A 24448-nucleotide genomic window follows, 5' to 3' on the forward strand; every position below is an offset into this window, starting at 1 on the left:
GGTCATGCCGTGCTTTCGGGTACGAGGGGGTCGGGGTGCGTGGCGAGGAGCCGGGTGAGGAGGGGGAGGGCGGCGGCTGTCGTGGGGGCCTGGGCGGCGGGGAGGTTCGCGACGTCGGGGGGCAGTGTCATGCCGCCCCGGGGGACGGCGAGGACGCGCATGCCGGCGGCGTTCGCCGAGCGGATGCCGTTCGGGGAGTCCTCGACGGCCAGGCAGCGGGTCGGCGGCACGCCGATCGCGGCGGCGGCCCGCAGGTAGGGGTCGGGCGCGGGTTTGGCCCGCGCCACGTCCTCACCGCACACGACGGCGCCCAGCCGTCCGGTCAGGCCCAGTCGTTCGAGGACCGCCAGGACGAAGCGGCGCGGGCTGGCCGTGGCGAGGCCGACGGGGCCGTGGCGTCCGGCCTCGATGACCAGGTCCACGGCTCCGGGCAGTGCCGGGACCCGGCCCGCGGCGACCTCGCCCGTCGCCGCGGCGGCGCAGGCGTCGGCCACCTCGGCGGGCCCGGCCGCGCCGTCGCACAGTCCGGCGACGTACACCGCCCAGCCGCCGTTGCCGTGCAGGGCCGCGGTGTCCTCGGCCCGCCACCGGTGACCGTGGCGGGCGGCGAAGGCGGCGCAGACGCGGACCCAGGTGTCCGCGCTGTCGACCAGGGTGTCGTCCAGGTCGAAGATCGTCGCTCGGGTCATCCGGTCACACCGTCGCGGGATCCGCGGGCCGGGGTCCGCTCGCCAGTTGCTCGATCGAGATGAGCGACAGGCCGTGCCGGTCGGCGAAGGCCCGCAGCCGGTCGAAGCGGGCGACCGAGCCGTCGTCCTCGCAGACCTCGCTGATCACCCCGACCGGCGGCAGCCCGGCCAGGCGCATCAGGTCGACGGTGGCCTCCGTGTGGCCGCGCCGCTCCGAGACGCCCCCGGCACGGGCGCGCAGCGGGAACACGTGCCCGGGGCGGTGGAGTTCGTCGGGCCGCGTGGTCTGGCCGGCGAGCGTCCGCGCCGTCAGCGCCCGGTCCGCGGCGGAGATCCCGGAACCGGCCCCGACCGCGTCGACGGAGACGGTGTACGCCGCGGTGTCGAAGCCGGGGCGGTGCGGGACCATCAGCGGCAGTTCCAGGCGGTCGGCGATCTCCGGCGCCATGGGCGCGCAGATCAGGCCGCTGGTCCAGCGGACGAAGAACCCGAGGGTCTCGGGGGTGGCGAACTCGGCCGCCATGACCAGGTCGCCCTCGTTCTCGCGGTCCTCGTCGTCGACCACGATGACGGGCCGTCCGGCCCTCAGGTCGTCGACGGCTCCGGACACGGTGTCCAGGCCGCCGGCCGGTCGTGGCGTCGGTGCTGACGTCACAGGAATCGTCCCTTCGTCGGATCCACCCCCCGGGGATGCATCGGTGTCCGAACGCGGGAGCTTGAGAAACCCGTACGCCGAACGGGCTTTCCCCTTGGCGCGGCACCGGATTCGGCAGCGCGCGGCCGGTGACGAAGGTTCGGGGGCGCCGTCGTGACGGGCAGCCCATGCGCGTCGAGCCCTACGGCGTCGTCACGGTACGGCCGCGGCGTCGCCGACGGCGGCCACGAGCTGGAAGGGCAGCTCCGCGTCCCACTGGCCCACGCACACGCCGATCCAGCGGCCGTCGACGCGCCAGGCCCACGCCTCTTGGGCGTAGTTGCACAGGGTGCGCAGCGGCCCCGGCACGGGCTCCCCCTCGACGAGGCGTTCGAGGTGGGCGGTCAGGTCGACCGTCTCGGGGACGCCCCAGCGCTCGGTGAACACCTCGACGAGGGCCTGGCACTCGGCTTCCAGGTCCTCCTCGGCCTGCCGTCTGCGCGCGTGGTCCCCGTCCGCGTCCCAGAAGTCCTCGCTGACGCGGAGGTCCGCTATGTGGTAGCCGGGGCCGCTGTCGACCGCGCCGCGGCGCTCGTCCCGCGCCGGGAAGGGGCGGGCGCGCAGCGCGTCGACGGTGGCCACGTGGCCGGGCAGGTCCATGGATCCAGTAAACCCCGCGCCTCTGACACTTGACATCGAGTCAGTAACCCTGTGCCGGTGCCACTCGCCGCGGGCCGCCGGGGCAGGTACGATCCGGCCAACACGCGCGCAAGCAGGGAGGACGTACGTTGGGGCGGATCACCGGCGGGGACCCGTCCCTGCTCCGGCGGATCAATTCCGCGGTGGTGCTCCACGCGCTGCGCGGGGAGCCCGCCGTGAGCCTGACGGAACTGGTGCAGTCGACGGGGCTGTCACGGCCGACCGTCGAGGGCGTGATCGAGGGCCTGACGGAGTCGGGCCTGGTCGTCGAGGCGCCGCAGGAGCCCGGCGACGCGCGCAAGCAGGGCCGTCCGGCCCGCAGGTTCCGCTTCCACGCGGAGGCCGGGCACCTGCTGGGCGTGGAGATCGGGGCCCGGCAGATCCGCGCGCTGCTGTCGGACCTCAGCGGCCGTGTCCTGGGGTCGCTGGCGCACGACGTCGCGGACACGCTGCCCGCCGAGGAGCGCCTGGAGCGGGTCCGCGGCATCGTCGCCGAACTGCTGCGCAAGGCCGGTGTGGCCCGCAGCACGCTGTGGGCGGTCGGCGTCGGCAGCCCGGGGATCGTGGAGACCGACGGCGCGGTGCGGCTGAGCACGGCGCTGCCCGGCTGGACGGGACTGCCGCTGGGGGAACGGCTGCGCCGCTCCTTCCGCTGCCCCGTCCTGGTGGAGAACGACGCGAACGCCGCCGCCGTCGCCGAGCACTGGAAGGGCGCGGCCGTCGGCACCGACGACGTGGTGTTCGTGCTGGCCGGGCTGAGCCCCGGTGCCGGGTCGCTGATCGGCGGCCGGCTGCACCGCGGCTTCGGCGGGGCGGCCGGCGAGATCGGGGCGCTGCACCTGCTGGGCCGCGAGGCGAGGCCCGAACGGTTGCTGTCCACGACCGGGACGCCGCTGCACCCGCTGGACGAGTCCGCGGTGGCCGAGGTGTTCGCGCTCGCGCGGTCGGGGGACGTCCAGGCGCGTGAGGCCTTCGACCGCTTCCTGCAGCGCCTGGTGCACGACGTGGCGGCGCTGGTGCTGGCGATAGACCCGGAGCTGGTGGTGATCGGCGGCTGGGCGGCCGGTCTGGACGGCGTACTGGAGCCGCTGCGCACCGAGTTGGCGCGCTACTGCCTGCGGCCGCCGGAGGTCGCGCTGTCGGCGCTGGGTCACGAGGCGGTCGCGACGGGAGCGCTGCGGCTCGCGCTCGACCACGTCGAGGAGCAGTTGTTCGCGGTGGCCAGGACCTCGCTGCTCGGCCGCTGAGCGGCAGGGCGGCTGGGACGGGCGCGTCCGGGCACCGAAAGGCGCCAGCACCGTACGCGGCGGGCCGCGCTCGCGGACGGCGTCCTCAAGGCCGGCCCCGTCGTTACGGCCGCCGTCCGGCTCCCCGGACGACGTCGCCGCGGGCCGCGGCACGGCGGCCGGGCCGACTTCGGCGCGGGGCCGGGCGGACGGCGGGCCGCCGGTCAGGGCAATCCGGGCGAAATTCCGCGGTCCACCGGCCTGCCTGCTTTGCCGGGTTGTCCGACCAGCCGACGATCCGTCGCATCGGCGAGCGTGCCGCGCGGGCGGGCGCGGCCGGCGAAAGGGCGTCCGCGTGCGGCGAGCAGTGGTCCTGGCAGGGTCCGTGGTCCTGACGGCCGGCGCGGCGACGGCCCCGGCCGCCGCGCACTTCCCCGAGCCCGTGGCCGCCGAGCAGGTACGGATGGCGGGGGCCGCCGTGGCGGCCCGGGCGGCCGGGGCCACCGGCATCACCTTCGGGGCCTGCCCGGCCGACAGCGGGCTGAAGGCACCCGTGCAGTGCGGCACCGTCCGGGTGCCGGTGGACTACGCGGAGCCGGGCGGCGCGAGGATCGGCCTGCTCGTGAGCCGGCTGCGGGCAGCGGGCCCCGCCTCCGTCCGGCAGGGGGCCCTGGTGTTCAACCCGGGCGGCCCCGGGGCGTCGGGGCTGTGGTTCCCAGGGGTGGGCCTGCCCGGCGCCGGGACCGTCACCCGCAAGGTCTGGGAGACCGCCGCCAGGACGTACGACCTGGTGGGCTTCGACCCGCGCGGGGTGGGCCACTCCGCGCCCCTGTCCTGCCACGACCCGGCCGGTCACCAGCACGCCCCCAGCGCCGACCCGCGCCTGGCCACCGAGGCGGTCAAGGCCGACAAGCGCGCGCAGGCCCGGCGCAAGGCCGCGGACTGCGGTGCGCGCGGCGGCCCGCTGCTGCGGAACATGCGCACCGCGGACCTGGCACGCGACCTCGACGTCATCCGCGCCGCCCTGGGCGAACCCCGCCTGAACTACTACGGCGTCTCCTACGGGACGTACCTGGGCGCGGTGTACGCCACCCTTTTCCCCGCCCACGTGCGCCGCATGGTCGTGGACAGCGTCGTCAACCCCGACCCGCGCGGCATCTGGTACGGCGCCAACCTCGCGCAGGACGTCGCCTTCGAGCGCCGCTGGGCGGACTGGCGCGCCTGGGCGGCCGGGCACGACGCCGTGTACGGACTGGGCGGGACGCCCGGGCGCGTGCAGGCGAGCTTCGACCGGGCGATGCGGATGCTCGGCAGGCACCCGGCCGGGAAGGTGGGGGCCGGGGAACTGCACTCGGCGGCGGTGCAGGCCGCCTACTACGACCAGCGCTGGGTCACCTTCGCCCACCTCCTCTCCCGCTACCTGCGCGGCGACGACGACCCGCTGGTCGCCGCGGCCGCCCCCGACCCCGGGGACGCGAAGGACCAGGAGAACGGCGACGCCGTCTACCTGGCAGTGGAGTGCTCGGACGCGGCCTGGCCGCGCGACTGGAGCGTGTGGGACCGCGACAACTCACGGGTGGCGCGCCAGCGTCCCTTCGAGACCTGGGCGAACGCCTGGCTGAACCTGCCGTGCGCCTCCTGGCCCGTCGAGGGCGGGCGGGCGGTGGACGTCGGGGCGCGCCCCGGGTCGGGCCTGCCGCCGGTGCTGATCGTCCAGTCGGAGCGGGACGCGGCCACGCCGTACGAGGGCGCGGTCGAACTGCACCGGAGGCTGCCGGGCTCACGGATGATCACCGAGGCGGGGCGCGGTTCGCACGGCCTGATCAGCTTCTGGAACGAGTGCGTGACCGCACGCGTCGACCGCTACCTGGTGTCCGGCGCCGTCGGCGACCGCGACGTCAGCTGTTCCGGGCACCCGCTGCCCGTGCCGTCCGGCGACAAGGGCGCCAAGGACGCCAACACGGGCCGCTTCTACTGACCGGACGGGCCGCGGCGGCCGGCGTCCGGTCAGGACGCGCGGCCGCACCGCCGCACCCCGTCAAGAAGCGGCGGCGTGCCGCTCCTGGCCGTGGTGGGTGATCTCCATCGCGCCGCTGTCGCCGAAGGTCAGCCGGCAGGTGTCGGCACGGTAGGTGGCGACGGCCACCGCCACGACGCGTCCGCCGCTGAAGTAGCGGGTGGTGACGACCAGCACGGGGGCGCCGGGCAGCCGGTCGAGCTGCTTGGCGTCCTCGGCGCGGGCCGAGCCCAGCTCCACCGCCCGGTCGTCGCCGTCGAGGTCGAGGGCGTGCAACTCCCGCAGGACGGCGGGGGCGTGGCCGGCCGGCGTCAGGTCGCGGGCGAGGCCGAGGACGGAGGACCGCGGGACGTAGAGCAGTTCGGTGGCGACGGACTGCCCGCCCATCGACCGGACCCGGCGGACGGTGTGCACCGCCTCGTCGGTGCCGGTGCCGAGCGCCTCCGCGACAGCGGCCGGCGCGGTGGCCTCGACGCAGCCCACGGTGCGCCAGGCGTCACCCGTGGCACCGGGCCAGCTGCCGCTCGACGGGCCGACGGAGACACCCACGCGGGGCGGGGCAACCGTGGTGCCGACACCGCGGCGGCGCTGCAGTCGGCCCTCCAGCTCCAGCTGCTCCAGCGCCTGGCGCAGTGTGGCCCGGGCGACGCCGAAACGGGCGGCGAGGTCACGCTCGTTGGGGAGGATCTCGCCGACCTCGAACTCGGAGTCGAGCGCGTCGATGAGCACGGTCTTGAGGTGCCAGTACTTGGGCTCCGGCACGTTCTCGAGCTGCGTGGTCCCCACCCTGTCCTCCGCAATCGGCCTGACGCCGTCCGGGGTTTGTTCAGCCTTGTTTCCGAACGGCTCTTTATTAAAGGTTCTTGCACTACTAGGCGACGATAGAGCTGCCCTCCGGCTTGGTCAAGACCAATGCTCAGGGGCCTGACGACGTGCGCCGGGCCCGGCCGCGAGCTGTTCACGAGGTGTTCGCGCCCGTCATGGCGCGTTCGCACGCTGGTAGCGTTGGTGATCACGTCGAGCGAGGGAGAGCTGGCATGGGTCCGGTCACGGTGGTCACCGGAGGCGGCCGCGGCATCGGCGCGGCGGTGGCCCTGAGGCTGGCCCGCGAGGGTCACGCCGTAGGCATCGGCTATGAGAAGGACGCCGACGCCGCCGAGGACACCGCCCGCAAGGTGCGCGACACCGGCGGCCGCTGCGTGGTGGTGCGCGTCGACACCAGCGACGCCGGGCAGGTGGACGCCCTCTTCGACACCGTGGACGAGCAGCTCGGCACGGTCACGGGCCTGGTCAACAACGCGGGCGTCACCGGGCCGCTGGGCCGGTTCACCGAGACCCCGGTCGAGGTGATGCGCCGGGTGATCGACGTCAACGTGATGGGCGCCCTCATGTGCGCCCGGCGCGCGGCACTGGGGATGTCCACCCGGCACGGCGGACGGGGCGGCGCGATCGTCAACATCTCCTCCGGCGCCGCGACGCTCGGCGGTCCCGGGGAGTACGTGCACTACGCCGCGAGCAAGGCGGCGGTCGACGCGCTGACCGTGGGCCTCGCCAAGGAACTGGCGCCGGACGGCGTACGCGTCAACTCCGTGCAGCCCGGCATGATCGTGACCGACATCCACGCCGCGATGGGCGACCCCGAGCGGCCCTGGCGCAACCCGGAGCGCGTGCCCATGCGGCGGCCCGGCGAGCCGGACGAGGTCGCCGGCGCGGTCGCGTGGCTGATGTCGCCGGACGCGTCGTACACCACGGGCGCGGTGCTGCGCGTCTCCGGCGGCCTGTAGCGCCGCCTCCGGCAGCTCGTGAGGCGCGCGGCGATCCGCCGCCCGCCGCTACTCCTGGGCGTCGGCCCCGGCGTGCGCGGCCTCCCCGTCGCCCTCGGTGTCGATCATGCGGAGCACGTCCGTGGCGAGCGCCGCCACCTGCGGGATCAGCTCCGGGGTGGCGAGGGCCAGGTGGCACAGCGACCAGGTCAGGGTGACGACCCGGCTCTGCCGCGCCTCCAGGGCGTCCAGCAGACGGCGCCCGATCAGCTCGGCGGCGTCCTTGCGTACGGCGGGGTCGGTCCAGGCGGTCGCGACGATCGCGAGCCCGGCCGCCTCGCACACCCAGTCCTCGGCGTTGTTCAGCACGTCGACGAGGAGCGTGCGGCGCCGGGAGACGGCCCAGGGCTCGTCCGTGCGGTGGTGCGCCAGGCCCAGGCACGCCCAGACCTGCACGCACCGGATCCACAGGTCGGGAGCCTGGGCGGCGAGCGCGCGGCCCAGCTCGTCCTCGCGCGGGGCCGGCGGGTGCACCAGCACACCGAGCAGGTCCTCGGGGTCGAGCGCCGAGAGCCCCACCGCGTCGTCGTAGGCGGCGACCAGGTGCGGCCAGCCGTGCCACGCCACACGGCGCACCGCCTCGGCCGCCTCCGGGGACGGCGGGCGGACGGCGGGCCTCGCGGTAGTGCCCTCGTAGGCCCACAGCGAGACCTCGACGGGGTGCGGCGCGATCCGCAGGTCCGGCTCGGGCACGGACTGGATCTCCGTCACCGCGTTCGGGTAGGCGGAGCGCAGCGCGAGCAGCGCGCTCGGCGGCTCCAGCGCCGAGACCGTGAGCGTCAGCCCCGCGTCGCCGGGCACGGACTGCCCGAGCGCCTGGTGCAGCAGGCTTACGACCGCCTCGCTGCCGCCGGGTATCCAGTTGAGCCACGGCGTGCCCTGGCTCAGCCGGGTGAGCAGGTCCGCGGCGTAGCCGTGCCCGGGTTCGGCCCGCAGGTGGTCGGCGAGCGCGACCAGGTGCCGCAGGCCGGGCTCCACCGCGTACCGCAGCGCGTGCACCGCCGGGGCCGCCTTGGGGTGCGCGGGGTCGGCCGACACGGCCCGCTCGGCCCACACCACGCCTTCGGCGGGACGGCCGAGGGAGTCCAGCAGCTCGGCGATGTCGACGAACAGGTCGAGGTCGGAGGGGTCGCGGGCCACCTCGGCCTGCCACACCTCCAGCGCCTCCTCGGCACGGCCGGCGCTGCGCAGCGCGTAGCCGAGCATCACGGCGGCGGGGTGGGAGGGTTCGAGCTCGTACGATCGGCGCGCCCAGCCCACGGCCTCCTCCGTGCCGCCCATGCGACGGGCGAGGGTGGAGCCGCACCACAGCAGCATCGTGTGGTCGGGGTGGTGCGCGACGCTCGCGCGGACCAGGTCGAGCAGCGGCAGCAGGGGACCGCGCCGCTCCTCGTCGACCGGGTCGGGCAGTTGGGGCGCGACGCGGGCCGCCGCGCGGGCCACGGTGTCCGGCGTGACGAGCTCCGCGATGTCGGGACGGCGCAGCCACGCCACGTCCAGCCAGGGCCGCTGCGGTTCGTGGCCGGCGCACTGGGCGAGCAGGCCGACGGCCTCGTCCCAGTGGCCCGCGACGGCGCAGAGGTGTCCGCGCGCCGCCACGGTGCCGATGAACGCCCGTTCCTCCGGGGCGAAGTACGTCAGAGCCGCCTCCGCGCCACCGACCCGCGCGGCGAACTCGGCCAGCGCCTCGTGGATCTCGGGCAGTCCCGGGTCGCGGGCCAGCGCGTCCTCCAGGTGCCGGGCGGCGTGCTCCAGGTCGCCCCCGGCCAGCGCGATGCGTGCGGTGGCCACTTCGCCCTCCGCCTCCAGTCGCGCCCCGCCCTCGTTCCCCTCCGGATGATCCCGCACAGCCGCTCCCCACCTCGTACCGCTCCTGGCGCCCCCGCCACCGGGGCACCCTAACGGACGCCGTTGAATCCGAGGCCGCGCGCCGGGCGGTGTCCGGCCGGCCGGACATCTCGACCCTCGCATTACTTTCGTGCCCGGGGGTGGGTGGGTGGGGCCGGTGAATGGGTGCGGGTTCGTCTCGCGCCCTTCGGGCGCACAGCGGCGGGCTGCGGAGGGGAGCGTGGCGCTCCGGGGCTCGTCGGCGTGTGCGGGTGGGTGCGTGGCCGGGGTTCAGGCGCCGGAGCGGGTTGCCTCTCCCCTGGCGGCGGTCTCGTTGCCGTCCGCGGGTGCAGACGGCCGCTTCCACGCCATCCGTGGGTGGTGGGCGCGCCCGCCGTAACCCGCGACTGCGGGTGCTTCGAGGTGCTGTCCGGGCGGTCGGCGGGAGATCGGGCTCGCTTTCGACGGTATGGACGTCGGAACAGAGCCCGATCCTCGGATCGGGGAAGCACCCGCAGACGCCGGTTACGGCGGGCGCGCCACCCAAGGGTGGGCGTGGTCACCGGCCATCTGCACCCGCGGACGGCAACGAGACCGGCATCAGACGAACAACCGGGCCCGCTCCGGCGCCTGAACCCCAGCCGACCACCGGGCCGCACACTGCCGACCGGCCCCGGACCGCCACCCTCCCACCCGCTACCGGCGCTGTGCGCCCGAAGGGCGCGAGACGGCGCGACAGCCGAACACCGGCAGCGGCAGCGGCAGCGGCAGCGGCAGCGGCAGCGGCAGCGGCAGCGGCACCGGCACCGGCACCGGCACATCCGCGGACCGGCCCCACCCGCCGGGCGGTGCCGATTCGTTAACACAAGGAAACGGATTCAAAACCCGAGGGGGCGTTCCGGCGTACACAATCCCCCCAGCCTCCAGCAGGTCGTCAGGTTGTCGCACCAACCCCGAGGAGCACCATGTCCGCTCAGGCCACCGACGTGGCGAAGGGCTCGCCACCACCACCGCAGAACGCACTCGACCGCTACTTCCGCATCGGGGAGCGCGGTTCGACCTTCGGCCGTGAAGTCCGCGGCGGCTTCGCCACCTTCTTCACCATGGCGTACATCCTCGTGCTGAACCCGATCATCCTCGGGAGCGCGAAGGACAAGTTCGGCCACGTCCTGTCGACCGGTCAACTGGTCACCGCCACCGCGCTGGTGGCGGCCGTCATGACCATCGTCATGGGCGTCGGCGGCAACCTGCCGCTGGCCATCGCGGCCGGCCTCGGGCTCAACGCCGTGGTCGCCTTCCAGATCGCGACCCTGATGAGCTGGGACGACGCGATGGGCCTGATCGTCATCGAGGGCGTGGTCATCTGCGTCCTGGTGGTGACCGGGCTGCGCGAGGCGGTGATGCACGCGATACCCCAGCCGCTGAAACAGGCGATCAGCGTGGGTATCGGCCTGTTCATCGCCTTCATCGGCTTCGTGGACGCCGGCTTCGTCAGCCGCATCCCGGACGCCGCGAACACCACGGTCCCCGTTCAGCTGGGCGGGGGCGGGGCGCTGTCGGGGTGGCCGGTGCTGGTCTTCTGCCTGGGGGTGCTGCTGACGATCGCCCTGCTGGCCCGCAAGGTGAAGGGCGCCATCCTGATCAGCATCGTCGCCATGACCGTGCTGGCGATCGTGGTCGACGCCGTCGCGGACGTGAAGAGCTGGGGGCTGACCACGCCCAAGGTGCCCGACGACGTGTTCGCCGCGCCGGACTTCGGGCTGCTGGGGCACTTCAGCCTCTTCGGCGGGTTCGCCGAGGTCAGCTTCATCACGGTGGTGCTGCTGGTCTTCACCCTGATCCTGTCGGACTTCTTCGACACCATGGGCACGGTCGTCGGCATCACCGCCGAGGCGGGCCTGCTGGACGAGGAGGGCAAGGTCCCGAACCTGGGCCGGGTGCTGCTCATCGACGGTGCCGCGGCCGTCGCGGGCGGCGCGGCCTCCGCGTCGTCGAACACGGCCTACATCGAGTCGGCGGCGGGCGTCGGCGAGGGGGCGCGTACGGGCTTCGCCAACCTGGTCACCGGCGGTCTGTTCGCGGTGGCGCTCTTCCTGAGCCCGCTGCTGACGATCGTGCCGCTGCAGGCGGCGGCGCCGGCGCTGGTCGCGGTCGGCTTCCTGATGATGACCCAGGTCAAGAACATCGGCTGGGACGACTTCGAGATCGCCCTCCCGGCGTTCCTGACGATCGCCGTGATGCCCTTCACGTACTCGATCACCAACGGGATCGGTGCCGGTTTCATCGCCTTCGTGCTGCTCAAGGCCGTGCTGGGCAAGGCGCGGCAGGTGCACTGGCTGCTGTGGGCGGTGTCGGCGCTCTTCGTCGTCTACTTCGCGATCGACCCGATCGAGCAGCTGCTCGGGGTGAAGTAGCGCCCGGGGGGCCGCGGGGGCCGGCGCGGCCTCCCGCGGCCTCACGGTGAAGACCCCGACCGGGACGGGGGCCCCCGGTCGGGGCCGCTGGCCGGACCGGCGCTCCGCGCTCGGCCCGTACCTGTCGAACTACCGGCGCGGGGACGGAGTTCCCGCCCGTTCCGGATCCTCCGGTGTGACGTGGCGCACGTCCCCGGACGTGCGTCCCGCCGTGCCGGGCGGCGGCCTGCCGGCGGGCGCTGCCGCGGGAGACCGGCCCGCGACCGGACGGCACCGGCCGGCACCGGCCGGCGCGCCCGCGCCGTACCGCCACCGAACACCGCGTCCCCGGACCGGAGTTCCGGGTGCGGGCGGGCGCGGACCGGGGGCCTCGCCGCCGCTGCCGGACGGGGGTGTGGGCACCGGGGCGTGTGGGCCTCATGCGAGCGTTTGATCTCGATTCGGCAACAGCGGGTTTGAGTGGGGAATCCCCCCTTATCGGCGAGCCTGGTTGCTTGATACACATGGTTCCGCGCGTTCCTGTCCGTCGACGGTCGCACCACTCCCCCTCTGCTCGCCGTGCCTTCGGCCGTCCTCCAGGAACGCCCATGTCTTCGCGGACCGCGCCCTCGCGCGCCCTGCTGCCGCTCGTCGCCCTCTTCTGCGCCGGCTACCTCGCGCCGTACCTGATGCCGACCGTCGTCGGCCGCCTGACCACCGGGCTCGCCCTGAGCGGTTCCCAGGCCGGGGCGGTCGGCAGCGCGCTGCTGCTCGGCTCGGCCGGCGCCGGTTTCATGCTCGCCTCGCGGGTCGACCGGATCGGCCGGGCGCGGCTGGCCCGGTACGGACTGCTGATGATCGCGGGCGGCTTCACGACGGCCGCGGCCACCGGAGTCGTCCCGCTGGTCGTCCTCGGCTGCGTCGCCGGCGGCTTCGGCTCCGGCACCTCCTCGGCGGTGGCCGCCGTCGGGATCGCCGGGGAGCGGGAGTCGCACCGGGTGACGGTGCTCGGGCTGCTGGCCACCTCCGCGACGGCCGGGACGCTCTACCTGGTCCTGCCGCGGCTCGGCGGCGGCCACGCCCTGCCCTTCGCGGCCATCGCCGCCGCCGCGCTGCTCGTCCTCCCGCTGACCCGGCGGCTGCCCGCCCGGCCCGGCCCGCGGGCCGCGGCCGCCGCGCCGCCCGTCGGGCCGTCGCTGCCGCACGTGGGCGCCGGTGCCGTGCTCGCCGCGTCGATGCTGTGCTGGTCGCTCGCGCAGAACGCGCTGTGGGGGGTGAGCGGCCGCATCGGGCTGGACCGGGTCGGCCTGTCGGAGGCGGCGGTCGGCATGGTGTTCGCGGCCGCCCTCGGGGGCGGGCTGCTGGGCGTCATGGGCGCGGGTGCGCTCGGTCCGCGCCTCGGGCGAGCGGTGCCCGTGGGGGTGGGCACCGTCGTGATCGCCGTGTGCGTGGCGGCCAGCGCCTCGGCCCGCGGCGCGGTGGCCTTCGCGGTGGGCGAGGTGCTGTGGAACACCGTCTACCCGGTGGTGCTCTCGTACGCGATCGGCCTGGCCGCCGCCCTCGACCCGCGCGGCCGCTGGGCGGTGTACGCCGGTTCGGCGTCCTCGCTCGGGGTGGCCTGCGGGCCGCTGACCGGTGCGCTGCTCGGCGCCCGGCTGGGCTTCCCGCTGATGGGCGGCGTCCTGGCCTGCCTGCTGCTGCTCGCCGCCGTGCCGCTCACCGTGGTGGCCCGGGGCGCCGGTTCCGGGGCCCGGGGCGCCGTGGCGGTGGGGCGCCGTGCCGGCGCAGTCGTGGCGCGTTCCGACGTGGCGCGTTCCAGCGTGGGCCGGGCGGCCTGAGCGGAAACCCGGATGCCGGGGCGCGGGGGCGTCTGGCAGGGTGCGGGCTCGTGAACGACACCGGAAGCATCCGCATCACCACCCTCGCCGAGCGCCCCGAGCTGCTCCCCCGGCTCTGGGAGATCTCCGAGGACTGGCCGGCCTTCATCCCCCAGGACCCGGTCGCCGGGGCCCTGTTGCACCGGGTGGCGGAGGACTTCCCGCGTCACTGCGTCGTCGCCACCGACGGCGACCGGGTCGTGGCCCGGGGCTTCGCCGTCCCTTTCGACGCCACCGGCGAGGGCCGTGAGGAGACCCCCGACCAGGGCTGGGACCGCGTACTGGTGTGGGCGTACGACGATCTGCGCGCCGGGCGGCCGGCGACGGCCGCGAGCGCGCTGGAGATCACCGTCGACACCGGTCACCTCGGGCGCGGCCTGTCGCACCGCCTGGTGGCCGCGCTGCGCGACGCCGCGCGGGAGGTGGGCCACGACGCGCTGTTCGCCCCCGTCCGTCCCACGGCCAAGCACCTGCGGCCGCGGCTGCCCATGACCGACTACGTCGGCCTGCTCCGCGAGGACGGGCTGCCCGAGGAACGTTGCTGCGGGTGCACGTCAGGGCGGGCGGCGTCGTCGTGAAGGTCGCTCCGGCCTCCATGACGGTCAGCGGGACGCCGGCCCAGTGGCGGCGCTGGACGGGGCTGCCCTTCGACCGCGACGGCGCCGTCGAGGTGCCCGGCGCGCTGGTGCCCGTGCACTGCGACACCGCGCACGACCAGGCCGTGTACGTCGAGCCGAACGTGTGGGTCCGGCACGCCACCGGCGGCCGCCAGCCCAGACCTGGCTAGCCCAGCGCCCGGTCGAGGTTGAAGGCGGCGCTGATCAGGGCCAGGTGCGTGAAGGCCTGCGGGAAGTTGCCGCGCTGCTCGCCGGCCCGGTCGATCTCCTCGGCGTACAGGCCGAGGTGGTTGCCGTAGGTGATCATCTTCTCGAAGGCCAGCCGCGCCTCGTCCTTGCGCCCGGCGCGGGTGAGGGCCTCGACGTACCAGAAGGAGCAGATGGAGAAGGTGCCCTCGTCGCCGGGGACGCCGTCCGGGCTCGCGAGGGGGTCGTAGCGGTAGACCAGGGAGTCGGAGACGAGGTCCTTGCCGAGGGCGTCGAGCGTCGAGAGCCACTTGGGGTCGGTCGGCGAGATGAACTTGGACAGCGGCATCATCAGCACCGAGGCGTCCAGCACGTCCTCGCCCTCGCTCTGGGTGAACGCGCCGCGCGCCTGTGACCAGCCGTTCCTCATGATCCGCCGGTAGAGGTCGTCGCGGGCCCCGTACCAGCGCTCGCGGTTGGCGGGCAGGCCGCGGTGGTTGGCCATGCGGATGCCGCGCTCGATCGCCACCCAGCACATCACGCGGGAGTACAGGAAGGGCTTGCGGCCGCCGCGGGTCTCCCAGATGCCCTCGTCGGGCTGGTCCCAGTTGTCGCAGACCCAGTCCACCAGTTCGCAGACGGTGTCCCAGTGCGCACTGGAGATCGGCTTGCCCCACTTGTCGTACAGGTACAGGGAGTCGATGAGCTCGCCGTAGATGTCCAGCTGGAGCTGGTGGACGGCGTTGTTGCCCACCCGGACGGGTGCGGAGCCCGCGTAGCCCTCCAGGTGGCCCAGCTCCCGTTCGGGCAGCTCGGAGCGGCCGTCGATGCCGTACATGATCTGCAGCGGGCCGGCGGCGCAGCGCGGACCGCCCCCGCAGACGCGGTCCGACAGGAAGTTCATGAACGCCTCGGCCTCGTCGGTGAAGCCCAGCCGCAGCAGCGCGTAGACGCAGAAGGCGGCGTCGCGGATCCAGACGTAGCGGTAGTCCCAGTTGCGCTCGCCGCCGATGCGCTCGGGGAGGCTGGTGGTGGGCGCGGCGATGATGGCGCCGGTGGGCGCGTAGGTGAGCAGCTTCAGGGTGAGTGCGGAACGGTGCACCATCTCGCGCCAGCGGCCCCGGTACTTGGACTGGGAGAGCCAGTGCCGCCAGTACTGCACGGTCTTGTCGAACTGCTCCTCCGCCTCGGTCAGCGGGCAGCCGCGCGGTCCGACGCCGTCGCCGACCTGGTCCAGGGCGAAGACGGCGGCCTCGCCCTCGGAGAGCTTGAACTGGGCCCACACGTCCCGGTCGTCGTGCTCCAGCGGCACCGAGCAGGTCAGCGCGATGGTCTGGGCGGCGGTGGCGAAGAGCGCCTGCATGCCGCTCATGTGGACGGTGTGCGGCACGGTGCCGTAGTCGAAGCGCGGGGCCACCCGCATCCGGAACGGCAGCACGCCCCGCACGCAGACCACGCGGCGGATGAGCCGGTGCCGGCCGGCCTCGTGGGACTCGTCGACGACCGGCATGAAGTCCTGGACCTCGCCCATGCCGTCCTCGGCGAAGAACCGGGTGATCAGCACGTTGGTGTCGGGGAAGTAGAACTGCTTGGTGCGCGCGGGCACGTCCGCGGCCAGCTCGAAGCTGCCTCCCCGGTCGGCGTCGAGGATGGAGGCGAAGACGCTGGGGGCGTCGAAGCGCCCGGAGCAGTACCAGTCGATGGTGCCGTTCGTGCCGACCAGCGCCGCGCTGCGCAGGTCGCCGATGAGCCCGTGGGCGGCGATCGGCAGGTACCGGCCGTCAGCCGGTGCGAACTCGGACCGGAGGGCTTCGGCTGTCACGGTGGCCTCCTCGCACGCCAGGGAAGGGCAAAAGCCACCATTCAGACTAACCCTCCGGGTGCTCCTCCTTCTCGGTCAGCACCGCGCCGCCCGCCGGGCCTACGCCTCCCCGGCCGCCGCCTCCCCCGCCTGCGCCTTCTCCGGTCCTGCGGGCCGTTCGCCGACGTACTCGAGGACGGAGCGCGCCTCGGCGAGCCGCTGGGCCGCGACCTCGTCGCCGCCCCCGTCCTCCCCGGCGTACAGGGCGATCACGGCGCGGGCCCGCTCCGCGGCCGCGGCGGGCCGTCCGAGGTCGGCCTCCAGCCAGGCGGCCATCAGCTGGGCGGCGCTGCGCGCGGGACCCGGGCCGAAGAGCGCGATCGCACGCTCCGCGCAGGCCAGGCCCTCCTCGTAGGCGGCGCGGGCCGAGCCGTCCGTGTCGTCCTCGCCGGGCTCGCCGGGACAGGCGCGGACGATCAGCTCGCCGGTCTGCCGGTGGGTCCCGGCCAGTTCGGCACGCAGCTGCGCCGCGGCCGCCCCGTCGCCGGCCGCCGTCGCCGCGGCGAGGGCCTCCTCGGCGACCGCGGCGGCCTCGGCCATCGCGGAGCGGCCCGCGGCAAGGCCGTCCCGTTCGTCGTGGAGGGCGAGCCACGCCCGGGCGCGCAGGGTGCGGACGAGCGGGACGGGGCGCCCCATCGCGCGCCAGAGCTCACCGGCCCGGTCGTACGCCTGGGCCGCCTCGCCGGTCAGGCCCGCCCGTTCCAGGGAGTCGGCGGCCAGGTTCGCGAGGACCGCGTGGTCCTGCTGCTCGTCCCAGCCCTGCGCGATCTCCGCGGCGAGCAGGAACTGCTCGGCGGCGGCACGCGGCTCGTCCAGGTCGCGCAGCGCCTCGCCCAGCCACCAGCGGGCCTGGACGACCCGCCCGTCGTGGTGGGCGCGCACCAGGTCGGGCAGGGCGGTCTCCAGGACGGTGGCGGACTCCGCGGCCCTGCCCTCGCGCAGCAGCGCGCCGCCGAGGACGAGCCGCGCCCAGGCGCCCAGCTGCTCGGACACCTCGCCCTCGTCCGCCCAGTGGGCGCCCTCCAGGGCCTGGTCGGCTGCCTCCGCGTCGGCGCCGCGCTCGGCGAGCGCGGCGGCCAGCACGGTGTGCAGGTGGGCGCGGTGCACCGGGCCCAGGGTGGCGGCGCCGTGCTCCAGCGCGGCGCGGGCGGACTCCTCGGCGGTGGCGTGGTCGTCCCGCTGCAGCGAGAGGTCGGCGAGCAGCGCCTCGGGCTCGGCCGCGTACCAGGGGGTCGCGGCCTCGTGGTGGAGGCCGGCGGCCCGCGCGAAGAGCCCGGCAGAGACGTCCACGTCGCCGCGGGCGGCGGTGAGGCGGGCGTGCAGGGTGAGCGCGTCGGCGAGCCGTCCCGTCATCCGCTCCTCGTCGCGGTGCTCCTCGGCGAAGGCGATGATCCGCAGCAGTTCCGCCTCGGTCTCGGCGTCCGGCGGCCGGACGTCGAACCGGGCCAGCCAGGCGCCGGTGAGCTGCCGGGCGGTGGCCCGGCCGGTGTCGTACAGCTTCCGCAGGTCGTCGAGGGCGGTGTCGAGCGCGGCGACGTTGTCGGCGCCGCCTTCCGCGACGGCCACCGCGTACGCGGCGCGGGCGCGGCAGGCGGCGGCCTCGCCGGGCTTGCCCGCCGCCTCGAAGAGTTCGGCGGCCGTGCCGAAGAGCGGTACGGCGGTGCCGGGATCGGCGAAGGCACCGATCCCGGCGCGGTCGGCGATCTCGGCGCGGTCGAGGGCGTCCAGGGCGGTGCCGGTGCGCTCCGCGGCGCGGCCCGCGGCGGCCCAGGCGGCGCCCGCGTCGGGGTGCTGGGCCTCGCTCAGCCCGCGGGCCTCGGCGAGCAGCGCGGGGACGTCGTCGCCGCCCGCGGGCACCGACGCGGCGGGGACGGGCGCGTGCCGCGGGCCGGCGGAGGGCGCGGCGAGGCGCTGGAGGGCCCGGACGCCCAGCGGGAGCCGCTCGACGAGCGGTACGGCGGCGAGGCGCTCGCGCATCCGGCGACTGACGGCGTCGTTGCCGTTGCGGGCGTCGAAGCGCGCGGCGACGGCGGCCGCCTCGCGTTCGGCGTGGGGCAGCAGTGCGCGGGCGGTCCATTCGGTGCCGGCGGGGCCGGGGACGCCGCGGTCTCCGTGGCCGAGGGCGACGAGGCGGCGCATGAGCAGCCCGGTGACGGCCAGGTGGTCCATGAGCGTGTCGGGGTCGCCGGTGTCGGTGAAGTACGCGGGGTGCTCGGCCAGGATCTCCAGCGCCCGCGCCTCGTTTCCGGTCAGGGCGCAGAACTCGACGTGGGAGGAGACCGCGCCGCGCATGCTCTCCATGCTGCGCACCAGGCGGTAGCCGCGCAGGTGGTGGGCGCGGGCCTCGTCGAGCCGGCCGAGCCGGACCAGCGGCAGCAGCGAGGAGGCCAGCACGTTGTGCGGTTCGTGGGCGCAGGTGTACTGCCCGGCGAGTACGGGCCGCCAGGTGTCCAGTGCCTCCTCGTCGCGGCCCCGGTCGACCTGCCAGCCGCCCTGTCCGTGCAGTTCGCAGGCGTGGCAGTCGGCCATGGCGTCGCGGTCGGCGGCGAGCCACGCGGCATGGGCGGCTTCGGCGCGGGCCGTGTCGCCCAGGTGCCGGGCGATGCGGAACTCGCCCTGGCGCACGGCGCGTTCGGAGTGGCCCGCGAGGCGGTAGCGGTGCTCCATCTCGCGCTGCCACTTCTCGATGGAGGCGAGCGGCACGTCGGGCTGGTCGAGCATCCCGTTGGCCACCCACTTGAAGATCCAGTGCAGGTGGTGGGTGTTCTCGCCGTCGAAGTCCCCGGGCCGTTCGTCCCACATGCGCAGCAGGCGGGCGAAGGGCACGAAGAACTTGTCCTTCTCGCTGCTGTAGGCGTAGGCGCTCGCGAGGTTGAACAGGGTGTCGAGGAGCAGCGGGGAGTCGCCGGTGGCCTCGGCCTCGGCGACGAGCCGCTCGGCACCGGCGTTGCGGGCGCGGCCCTCGGGCTCCTCCCTGTTGTGGTGGAGCGCGCGGCGTACGGTCTCGACCGCCGGGTCCTGGGTGCTCATCGGCCTTCCTCCTGTTCGGCGTCGCCGGGTCTGCCCGCGGGGCCGTCCGCGGTCTGCGCCGCCCACTGCAGCAGGCCGAGGAAGGCGCGGTTGAGGAGCGCGGAGTCCGCGGGGCGCAGCGGGCGCTGGGCCATCAGCAGGGCCTGGCCGTACAGCGCCTCGGCGGCGGTGCCGACGAGTTCGGGGTCGGTGAAGCCGCTGATCCGCCGGACCAGCGGGTTGAGGTGGTTCAGGACCAGCCGGGCGCGCGGGGCGCCGCCGCGCAGCGAGCCGAGGATGCCCGCCCACAGCTCGTCGGCCTGCTCCTCCTCCTCGGCGCGGGCGCGTTCGTGGCGGGCGGCCCGGTCGTCCAGGTGGAGCGCGGGGACGGTGATCGGGTGGAAGGTGCGCAGCGACACGTCGCAGCCGAGCGCGTCGAGCCGGGCGCGGGCCGCCGCGAGGAAGCCGGACAGGGCGAGTTCCTCGGCCGGGTCGACGGCGTCGAGGTGCGCGGTGACGGTGTCCGCGTCGAGTTCGGCGACGGCGGTGCCGGGAAGCACGGTGGGCAGCAGCTCGACCAGGTCGGCGTCGTAGGTGTAGCCGCCGTTGACGACCCCGATGCCCTGCGCGGAGGCGATCGCGGCGACCTGCCGGTACTCCTCGACGGTGCGGGTGAAGTGGACGACGGGGTGGCGGCGGGCGAACTCGGCGAGCGAGAGCTGCCCGTCGGTGGTCTCGAAGGGCAGCCACGGCAGCATCGTCCGCAGCATCTCCGCGTCGTACCGGGCGAGCGACTTGACGCCGAGGTGGTGGACGGCGAGGAACTGGGCGAGCCGTTCCTCGTCGCCCGCGGCGAGCTCGGTCAGCCAGCCGCGGATGCGCTCGCCGAGCGCCTCGCGGACGGCGGCGAGCGTCTCGTCGGCGTACAGGCTCTCCCGGGAGGCGGTGGGGCGCAGGCTGTCGGTGTCGATCACGCAGCGGACGAAGAAGGCCCACTCCGGCAGCAGTTCGTCGGCCCGGTCGGTGAGCAGCATGCCCTTGAGGTGGACGCGGTGGCCGGCGCGGTGGGCGGGGCTGACCGCGGCGGGCAGCACGTAGCCGACGCCGCGCACGCCCGCGAGGGGGACGTCGAGGTCGATGACGTCGAGCGGCGTGAAGCCGAACCGCTCGTGGCAGTGCCGGGCGAGCGCGACCCGGCGGGCGGCCTGACCGGGGTGCGGGCGCTCCCAGACCGGCGGGCGCTCGGTGACGGGGGTGTCGCCGACCCGCACGTCGTACGGCAGCAGGGAGCCGAAGTCCTTGGCGAGGGCGAGCACGCGCTCCTCGGCGAGCCATTCCGCCGCGCCCGGCCGGGCGGTGAGGTGCACGGTCGTACCGGGCTCGGGGTGCTCCTGCGCGGGCAGCGTGCGGACGGTGTACGAGCCGTCGTCACGGGCGGTCCACTCCACCGGCGGGGCGTCGGGAGTGCGGGCGGACCGGCTGACGACGCGGATCTCCGCGGCGACGACGAAGCAGGCGAGCAGCCCGATGCCGAACTGGCCGAGGAACTCCGAGCGGGCGCTCTCCAGGCCGTCGCGCTTGGAGCTGCGGCCGATGGTGGCCAGCAGGTCGTGCACGTCGGACTCGGTGAGGCCGACACCGGTGTCCTCGACGCGCAGCCGGCCGCCCGCGGCGTGCAGGCGCACCCGGGCGGGGGCGTCGGGCTGCCCGGCCCGGCGGGCGGTGATCGCGTCGACGCCGTTCTGCAGCAGCTCCCGCAGGTAGACCTTGGGGCTGGAGTAGAGGTGGTGGGAGAGGAGGTCCACCAGGCCGCGAAGGTCGACCTGGAAGGTGTGCGGTGTCTGATCTGCAGTCATCGTGGGGGCGCCGGTGCATCCCCGAGGAGGGAGGGCGGGGCGCGGGTAGGGCGATCGGGTGATCGCGGCCGCCGGATTGCGGACCATCGTATGGCCGCGGAGCCCGGGGTGACCAGGGGGTTTCGTGGTGCGGGGCGGTGGGCGGGGAGCGCGGGGATCGGCCGGGCGCCGCGGTCGGCCCGGGGGCGTGGGCGTTGTCGCCGCAGCGCAGGTCCGGGCCCGGCCGCGCGCCGTGGCGTCGGGGAGGCACCGGTCCTGCCTGCCGGGTGTCCGGGGCCGTGGGGAAGCCGGTGCGCGTGCCCGTTTCCGGGGCGGCGCGGGGCGGTTGTTCACTGGGCGTTCGGATCGACGGCACGCGGCGCGAGTAGGAACGGGGACGGACGCGTTTCGGCGTCACGTCGGCGTGCACGGCTCGTACTTGGGAGGCCAGGATGACGGACGGATCCGGGAGCACGGTCGGACGGCGCTCGGTGCTGAGGGGCGGCCTGGCGGCCTCCGGGGCACTGCTGGTGCCCGCGGCGGCCGCGCCCGCGCTGGCCCTGTCGGGGAGACCGGCGGCCACGTCGGGTGTGCAGACCGGCGACGTGACGGCGTCGGGCGGCCTGGTGTGGGTACGGGCCGACCGTCCCGCGCGGATGGTGGTGGAGACCTCGGCGACCGGCTCGTTCCGGCACACCCGGCGCTTCCACGGTCCGGTGGTCGGCCCCGGCACGGACTTCACCGGGGTGACCCGGCTGCACGGCCTGCCGGCGGGTGAGCAGATCCACTACCGGGTCCTGCTGGCCGACCCCGACGACCCGCGCCGCACCGGCGCGCCCGTCACGGGCACCTTCCGCACGGCGCCGGACGGACGGCGCGGCGGGGTGCGGTTCGTGTGGTCGGGCGACCTGGCCGGGCAGGGCTGGGGCATCAACCCCGACATCGGCGGCTACCGCATCTTCGACGCGATGGGGGCGGTCGACCCGGACTTCTTCCTGTGCAGCGGTGACAACATCTACGCCGACGGCCCGATCGCGGCCGGCCAGGCACTCCCCGACGGCAGCGTCTACCGCAACATCACCACGGCGGAGAAGTCCAAGGTCGCCGAGACCCTGGCCGAGTTCCGCGGCAACTTCCGCTACAACCTGCTCGACGAGAACCTGAGGCACTTCAACGCCCGGGTGCCGTCGGTCATCCAGTGGGACGACCACGAGGTCCGCAACAACTGGTACCCGGGCGAGGTGATCGCCGCCTCGGACCCGCGCTACACCGAGAAGAGCGTGGACGTCCTCGCGGGCCGGGCACGGCGGGCGTTCGCCGAGTACTTCCCCGTCTCCTCGCTGCGCCCGGACGGTGCCGGCCGGGTCTACCGGGTGCTGCGGCAGGGCCCGCTGCTGGACGTCTTCGTCCTCGACATGCGCACGTACCGCAACGCCAACTCCCCCGACGACCAGGCCCACGACCCGCAGGGCATCCTCGGCCGCGAGCAGCTGGAGTGGCTGAAGCGGGAGCTGTCGCAGTCGCGGGCGGTGTGGAAGGTGATCGCCGCCGACATGCCGCTCGGGCTGGTGGTGCCCGACACGACGGAGGGCCGGCCGAACATCGAGGCCGTGGCGCAGGGCGACCCGGGCGCGCCGCTCGGCCGCGAGCTGCAGATCGCCGAGCTGCTGCGGTTCGTCAAGCACCGCGGGATCACGGGCACGGTGTGGCTGACCGCCGACGTCCACCACACCTCGGCGCAGCACTACCAGCCGTCGCGCGCGGCGTTCACGGACTTCGCGCCGTTCTGGGAGTTCGTGTCCGGTCCGCTGAACGCGGGCGCCTTCCCGGCGAGCGCGCTGGACGGCACCTTCGGGCCGGAGCGGGTCTTCGTGAAGGCGCCGACGGCGTCGAACGTCTCGCCCGCCGAGGGCTACCAGTTCTTCGGGCAGGTCGACATCGACGGCCACTCCGGCGACATGACGGTGCGGCTGCGCGAGCAGGACGGCTCAGTGCTGTTCACGAAGGTGCTGCGGGCGGGGCTGGTCGGGCAGTAGCGGCTCACGGCGCGGGGTGCGCGACGGTGCGACGGCCCGGCGGTGCGTGCGCGCCGCCGGGCCGTCCGGTGCGGGCCGGCGCGGTCCGCTGCCGTCCGCGCCGCTCAGCGGGCGGCCGCCAGGATCACGTCCGCCACGGCCCGCGGCTGCGAGACCATGACCAGGTGGCCGGCGCCCGGCACCGACACCGTCTCGGCCCCCATGCGCCGGGCCACGAAGCGCTCCAGGTCCGGCGGGATGATCCGGTCGTCCTCGGCGACGACGTAGTGGCACGGGTGCTCACGCCAGGCCGGGGGGCCCGACACGAACCCGAAGCGGGCCAGATCGCTTGGACCCTGGACGGCGGCCAGCACCCGGGCCTCCTCCGGTGCGAGGTCCGGGCAGAAGTACTGCGGGAACAGCTTCTGCGGAAGAGTGAAGCGGCCCTGCCGGTCCACCTCGAAGTGCTCGGCCGAGGGGAGCCGCCCAAACGGTTCGCCCAGAGTCGCGGCGCTCTCGCCCTCGTCGGGCGCGAACGCGGCGACGTACACCAGGGCACTCACCTGGGGGGCGTCGTGCGCCGCCTGGGTGATGACGACACCGCCGAAGGAATGGCCCACCACGACCACGGGGCCGTCGAGTTCGTCGAGCACGCCGCGTACCTTGGCGACGTCGTCGCCGATCGAGCTCAGCGGCTGCTGCACGGCGACGGTGTCGTGTCCCGCGGCCTGCAGCAGGGGTATGACCTTCGCCCAGGACGACCCGTCGGCGATCGCTCCGTGGACGAGCAGAATGGTGGTCATGCGTGTGCCTCTCCTTGTGAAGGGCCGGCCCGCCGGCGTGGAGGCGCCGCATTTCCCCTTCCGCTGACCGCGGACAGGCCCCCCACTCACGGCACCGGACTGTTTGTTCCCCGGATCGTAGGGCGCCGGCATCGGGGCTTTCTGCGTCACGCGGGAAGGAAAGTCCGCCCTTTGGGGCACCGCATGTCAGTCAGGCCGGCCGACCCTCACGTCCTGCACCTCGATGTCGATCGACCAGTTGTCGCTCGCGGAATTGTCGGGATTCCTCCGGTGGACCCTGCGCCGCGTCGGGAAGACGATTCCGCCGAATTCCCGGTACGCGCCGACGTAATGGGCGACGGGGACCCCGACGTTGACGTCGACGTCGTAGTCGAGCCGGCGGAGCATGCCGTCGTCGCCGAAGTAGAAGGTCTGCTCGGCGCAGTGCGTGGCGATGTCCTCGGGGAACGTCACGCGCAGCCGGCGCCACACCTCGCCGCCCTCGCTCCACGGGGCCACCTCGCGGGTCCGGACCCCTGGACGGGTGAACAGGAACGGCGTGTTCAGGTAGTTCCACATGGCGTACCCGATGAAGTAGCCGACCTGCACGGACTCCCACGGCGAGGACAGGTCGTATCCCGTGTAGCCGGCCCGGACGCCGGTGCGGCGTTCGAGGACCTCGTCACCGGGTGTCCGCAGCTCCACGGCGTCCTCGTCGGCGTGGAACGTCAGGTCCCGGCCGGGGGCCGCCCACGGGCTGAAGCGGATCCGCTCACGGCGGGTGTCCACCGTCACCTTCGCGCCGAAGGGCCTTTCCGAGAATCCCCTGATTCGCCAGAACGGGCCTCCGAACACCACGTCCGCGTTGAGCGAGTCGATACCGGACCAGCGATCGGGTCCGCCGTGGGCCCGCAGGACGTGGTCGACCAGGTCGTTCATCTTCTGTCTTCTCCAGGTG

The 24448-nt window shown here is 74.7% G+C and carries 16 protein-coding genes and 1 pseudogene; 7 read left to right on the forward strand and 10 right to left on the reverse strand.

Translation table 11 applies throughout. The features are described from left to right. Window positions 1-2: 2 nt before the first annotated feature. From ACZ7MY_RS09565 to ACZ7MY_RS09575, 3 genes are all read right to left on the reverse strand, one after another. Entirely contained in the window at window positions 3-689 is a 687-nt protein-coding gene (locus ACZ7MY_RS09565; RefSeq protein WP_499600727.1) for an HAD family hydrolase, read from the reverse strand. Window positions 690-693: 4 nt separating this feature from the next. Beyond that, the gene (ribB, locus tag ACZ7MY_RS09570) at window positions 694-1344 is read right to left on the reverse strand and encodes a 3,4-dihydroxy-2-butanone-4-phosphate synthase (RefSeq protein WP_499600728.1); all 651 of its coding nucleotides are present in this window, start codon (window positions 1342-1344) and stop codon (window positions 694-696) included. A gap of 192 nt (window positions 1345-1536) precedes the next feature. Next, window positions 1537-1983, reverse strand: a complete 447-nt coding sequence (locus ACZ7MY_RS09575) for a hypothetical protein (RefSeq protein WP_499600729.1) — start codon at window positions 1981-1983, stop codon at window positions 1537-1539. Between the two features lie 128 nt (window positions 1984-2111). On the opposite strand from ACZ7MY_RS09575, the gene ACZ7MY_RS09580 reads away from it, so the two are divergent. Together ACZ7MY_RS09580 and ACZ7MY_RS09585 are read left to right on the forward strand one after the other, a co-directional pair. Beyond that, window positions 2112-3269: an ROK family transcriptional regulator gene (locus ACZ7MY_RS09580; RefSeq protein WP_499600730.1), complete on the forward strand. Its 1158-nt coding sequence runs from the start codon at window positions 2112-2114 to the stop codon at window positions 3267-3269. Window positions 3270-3603: 334 nt separating this feature from the next. Continuing rightward, on the forward strand, window positions 3604-5226 hold the full coding sequence (locus ACZ7MY_RS09585; protein ID WP_499600731.1) for an alpha/beta hydrolase: 1623 nt from the start codon (window positions 3604-3606) through the stop codon (window positions 5224-5226). A gap of 60 nt (window positions 5227-5286) precedes the next feature. On the opposite strand, the gene ACZ7MY_RS09590 is transcribed toward ACZ7MY_RS09585, so the two are convergent. Further along, window positions 5287-6051 (reverse strand): GntR family transcriptional regulator, encoded by a 765-nt coding sequence (locus ACZ7MY_RS09590; RefSeq protein ID WP_499600732.1) that lies wholly within the window; start codon window positions 6049-6051, stop codon window positions 5287-5289. Window positions 6052-6302: 251 nt separating this feature from the next. Here ACZ7MY_RS09590 and ACZ7MY_RS09595 point away from each other — a divergent pair, with 251 nt between their 5' ends. Continuing rightward, on the forward strand, window positions 6303-7049 hold the full coding sequence (locus ACZ7MY_RS09595) for an SDR family oxidoreductase (protein ID WP_499600733.1): 747 nt from the start codon (window positions 6303-6305) through the stop codon (window positions 7047-7049). Between the two features lie 48 nt (window positions 7050-7097). Here the strand turns inward: ACZ7MY_RS09595 and ACZ7MY_RS09600 are convergent, their stop codons facing one another. Continuing rightward, on the reverse strand, window positions 7098-8936 hold the full coding sequence (locus ACZ7MY_RS09600) for a tetratricopeptide repeat protein (RefSeq protein ID WP_499600734.1): 1839 nt from the start codon (window positions 8934-8936) through the stop codon (window positions 7098-7100). A gap of 944 nt (window positions 8937-9880) precedes the next feature. Here ACZ7MY_RS09600 and ACZ7MY_RS09605 point away from each other — a divergent pair. The 3 genes and pseudogenes from ACZ7MY_RS09605 (at window position 9881) to ACZ7MY_RS09615 (ending at window position 13972) form a co-directional block, all read left to right on the forward strand. Next, window positions 9881-11329 (forward strand): NCS2 family permease, encoded by a 1449-nt coding sequence (locus ACZ7MY_RS09605; protein WP_499600735.1) that lies wholly within the window; start codon window positions 9881-9883, stop codon window positions 11327-11329. Between the two features lie 587 nt (window positions 11330-11916). Then, on the forward strand, window positions 11917-13146 hold the full coding sequence (locus ACZ7MY_RS09610) for an MFS transporter (RefSeq protein ID WP_499600736.1): 1230 nt from the start codon (window positions 11917-11919) through the stop codon (window positions 13144-13146). Between the two features lie 50 nt (window positions 13147-13196). Then, window positions 13197-13972: pseudogene (locus ACZ7MY_RS09615) on the forward strand (N-acetyltransferase). On the opposite strand, the gene ACZ7MY_RS09620 reads toward ACZ7MY_RS09615, so the two are convergent. From ACZ7MY_RS09620 to ACZ7MY_RS09630, 3 genes are all read right to left on the reverse strand, one after another. Next, window positions 13969-15810: a glycoside hydrolase family 15 protein gene (locus ACZ7MY_RS09620; RefSeq protein WP_499600737.1), complete on the reverse strand. Its 1842-nt coding sequence runs from the start codon at window positions 15808-15810 to the stop codon at window positions 13969-13971. The pseudogene ACZ7MY_RS09615 and the gene ACZ7MY_RS09620 overlap by 4 nt on opposite strands. Before the next feature lie 99 nt (window positions 15811-15909). Then, on the reverse strand, window positions 15910-18879 hold the full coding sequence (locus ACZ7MY_RS09625; RefSeq protein WP_499600738.1) for a tetratricopeptide repeat protein: 2970 nt from the start codon (window positions 18877-18879) through the stop codon (window positions 15910-15912). Further along, window positions 18876-20714, reverse strand: coding sequence for an HSP90 family protein (locus tag ACZ7MY_RS09630; protein WP_499600739.1), 1839 nt, complete (start codon window positions 20712-20714; stop codon window positions 18876-18878). Before ACZ7MY_RS09630 ends, ACZ7MY_RS09625 begins: the two co-directional genes overlap by 4 nt. Before the next feature lie 431 nt (window positions 20715-21145). Between ACZ7MY_RS09630 and ACZ7MY_RS09635 the strand changes: the two genes are divergently transcribed. Next, window positions 21146-22729 carry an alkaline phosphatase D family protein gene (locus ACZ7MY_RS09635; RefSeq protein ID WP_499600740.1) on the forward strand — a complete coding sequence of 528 codons (1584 nt, stop codon included), beginning with the start codon at window positions 21146-21148 and terminating at the stop codon, window positions 22727-22729. 104 nt (window positions 22730-22833) lie between these two features. Here ACZ7MY_RS09635 and ACZ7MY_RS09640 read toward each other — a convergent pair whose 3' ends face one another. Together ACZ7MY_RS09640 and ACZ7MY_RS09645 are read right to left on the reverse strand one after the other, a co-directional pair. Beyond that, window positions 22834-23511: an alpha/beta fold hydrolase gene (locus tag ACZ7MY_RS09640; RefSeq protein WP_499600741.1), complete on the reverse strand. Its 678-nt coding sequence runs from the start codon at window positions 23509-23511 to the stop codon at window positions 22834-22836. A gap of 186 nt (window positions 23512-23697) precedes the next feature. Continuing rightward, the gene (locus ACZ7MY_RS09645; protein ID WP_499600743.1) at window positions 23698-24429 is read right to left on the reverse strand and encodes a hypothetical protein; all 732 of its coding nucleotides are present in this window, start codon (window positions 24427-24429) and stop codon (window positions 23698-23700) included. Between the last annotated feature and the right edge of the window lie 19 nt (window positions 24430-24448).

The sequence above is a fragment of the Streptomyces sp. NPDC111520 genome (genome assembly GCF_055635295.1).

What these genes read in the sequence shown, in the direction of transcription:
- ACZ7MY_RS09565 (WP_499600727.1), bottom strand. Translation starts at nt 689, where the DNA reads ATGACCCGAGCGACGATCTTCGACCTGGACGACACCCTGGTCGACAGC.
- ACZ7MY_RS09575 (WP_499600729.1), bottom strand. Translation starts at nt 1,983, where the DNA reads ATGGACCTGCCCGGCCACGTGGCCACCGTCGACGCGCTGCGCGCCCGC.
- ACZ7MY_RS09595 (WP_499600733.1), top strand. Translation starts at nt 6,303, where the DNA reads ATGGGTCCGGTCACGGTGGTCACCGGAGGCGGCCGCGGCATCGGCGCG.
- ACZ7MY_RS09605 (WP_499600735.1), top strand. Translation starts at nt 9,881, where the DNA reads ATGTCCGCTCAGGCCACCGACGTGGCGAAGGGCTCGCCACCACCACCG.
- ACZ7MY_RS09610 (WP_499600736.1), top strand. Translation starts at nt 11,917, where the DNA reads ATGTCTTCGCGGACCGCGCCCTCGCGCGCCCTGCTGCCGCTCGTCGCC.
- ACZ7MY_RS09625 (WP_499600738.1), bottom strand. Translation starts at nt 18,879, where the DNA reads ATGAGCACCCAGGACCCGGCGGTCGAGACCGTACGCCGCGCGCTCCAC.
- ACZ7MY_RS09630 (WP_499600739.1), bottom strand. Translation starts at nt 20,714, where the DNA reads ATGACTGCAGATCAGACACCGCACACCTTCCAGGTCGACCTTCGCGGC.
- ACZ7MY_RS09635 (WP_499600740.1), top strand. Translation starts at nt 21,146, where the DNA reads ATGACGGACGGATCCGGGAGCACGGTCGGACGGCGCTCGGTGCTGAGG.
- ACZ7MY_RS09640 (WP_499600741.1), bottom strand. Translation starts at nt 23,511, where the DNA reads ATGACCACCATTCTGCTCGTCCACGGAGCGATCGCCGACGGGTCGTCC.
- ACZ7MY_RS09645 (WP_499600743.1), bottom strand. Translation starts at nt 24,429, where the DNA reads ATGAACGACCTGGTCGACCACGTCCTGCGGGCCCACGGCGGACCCGAT.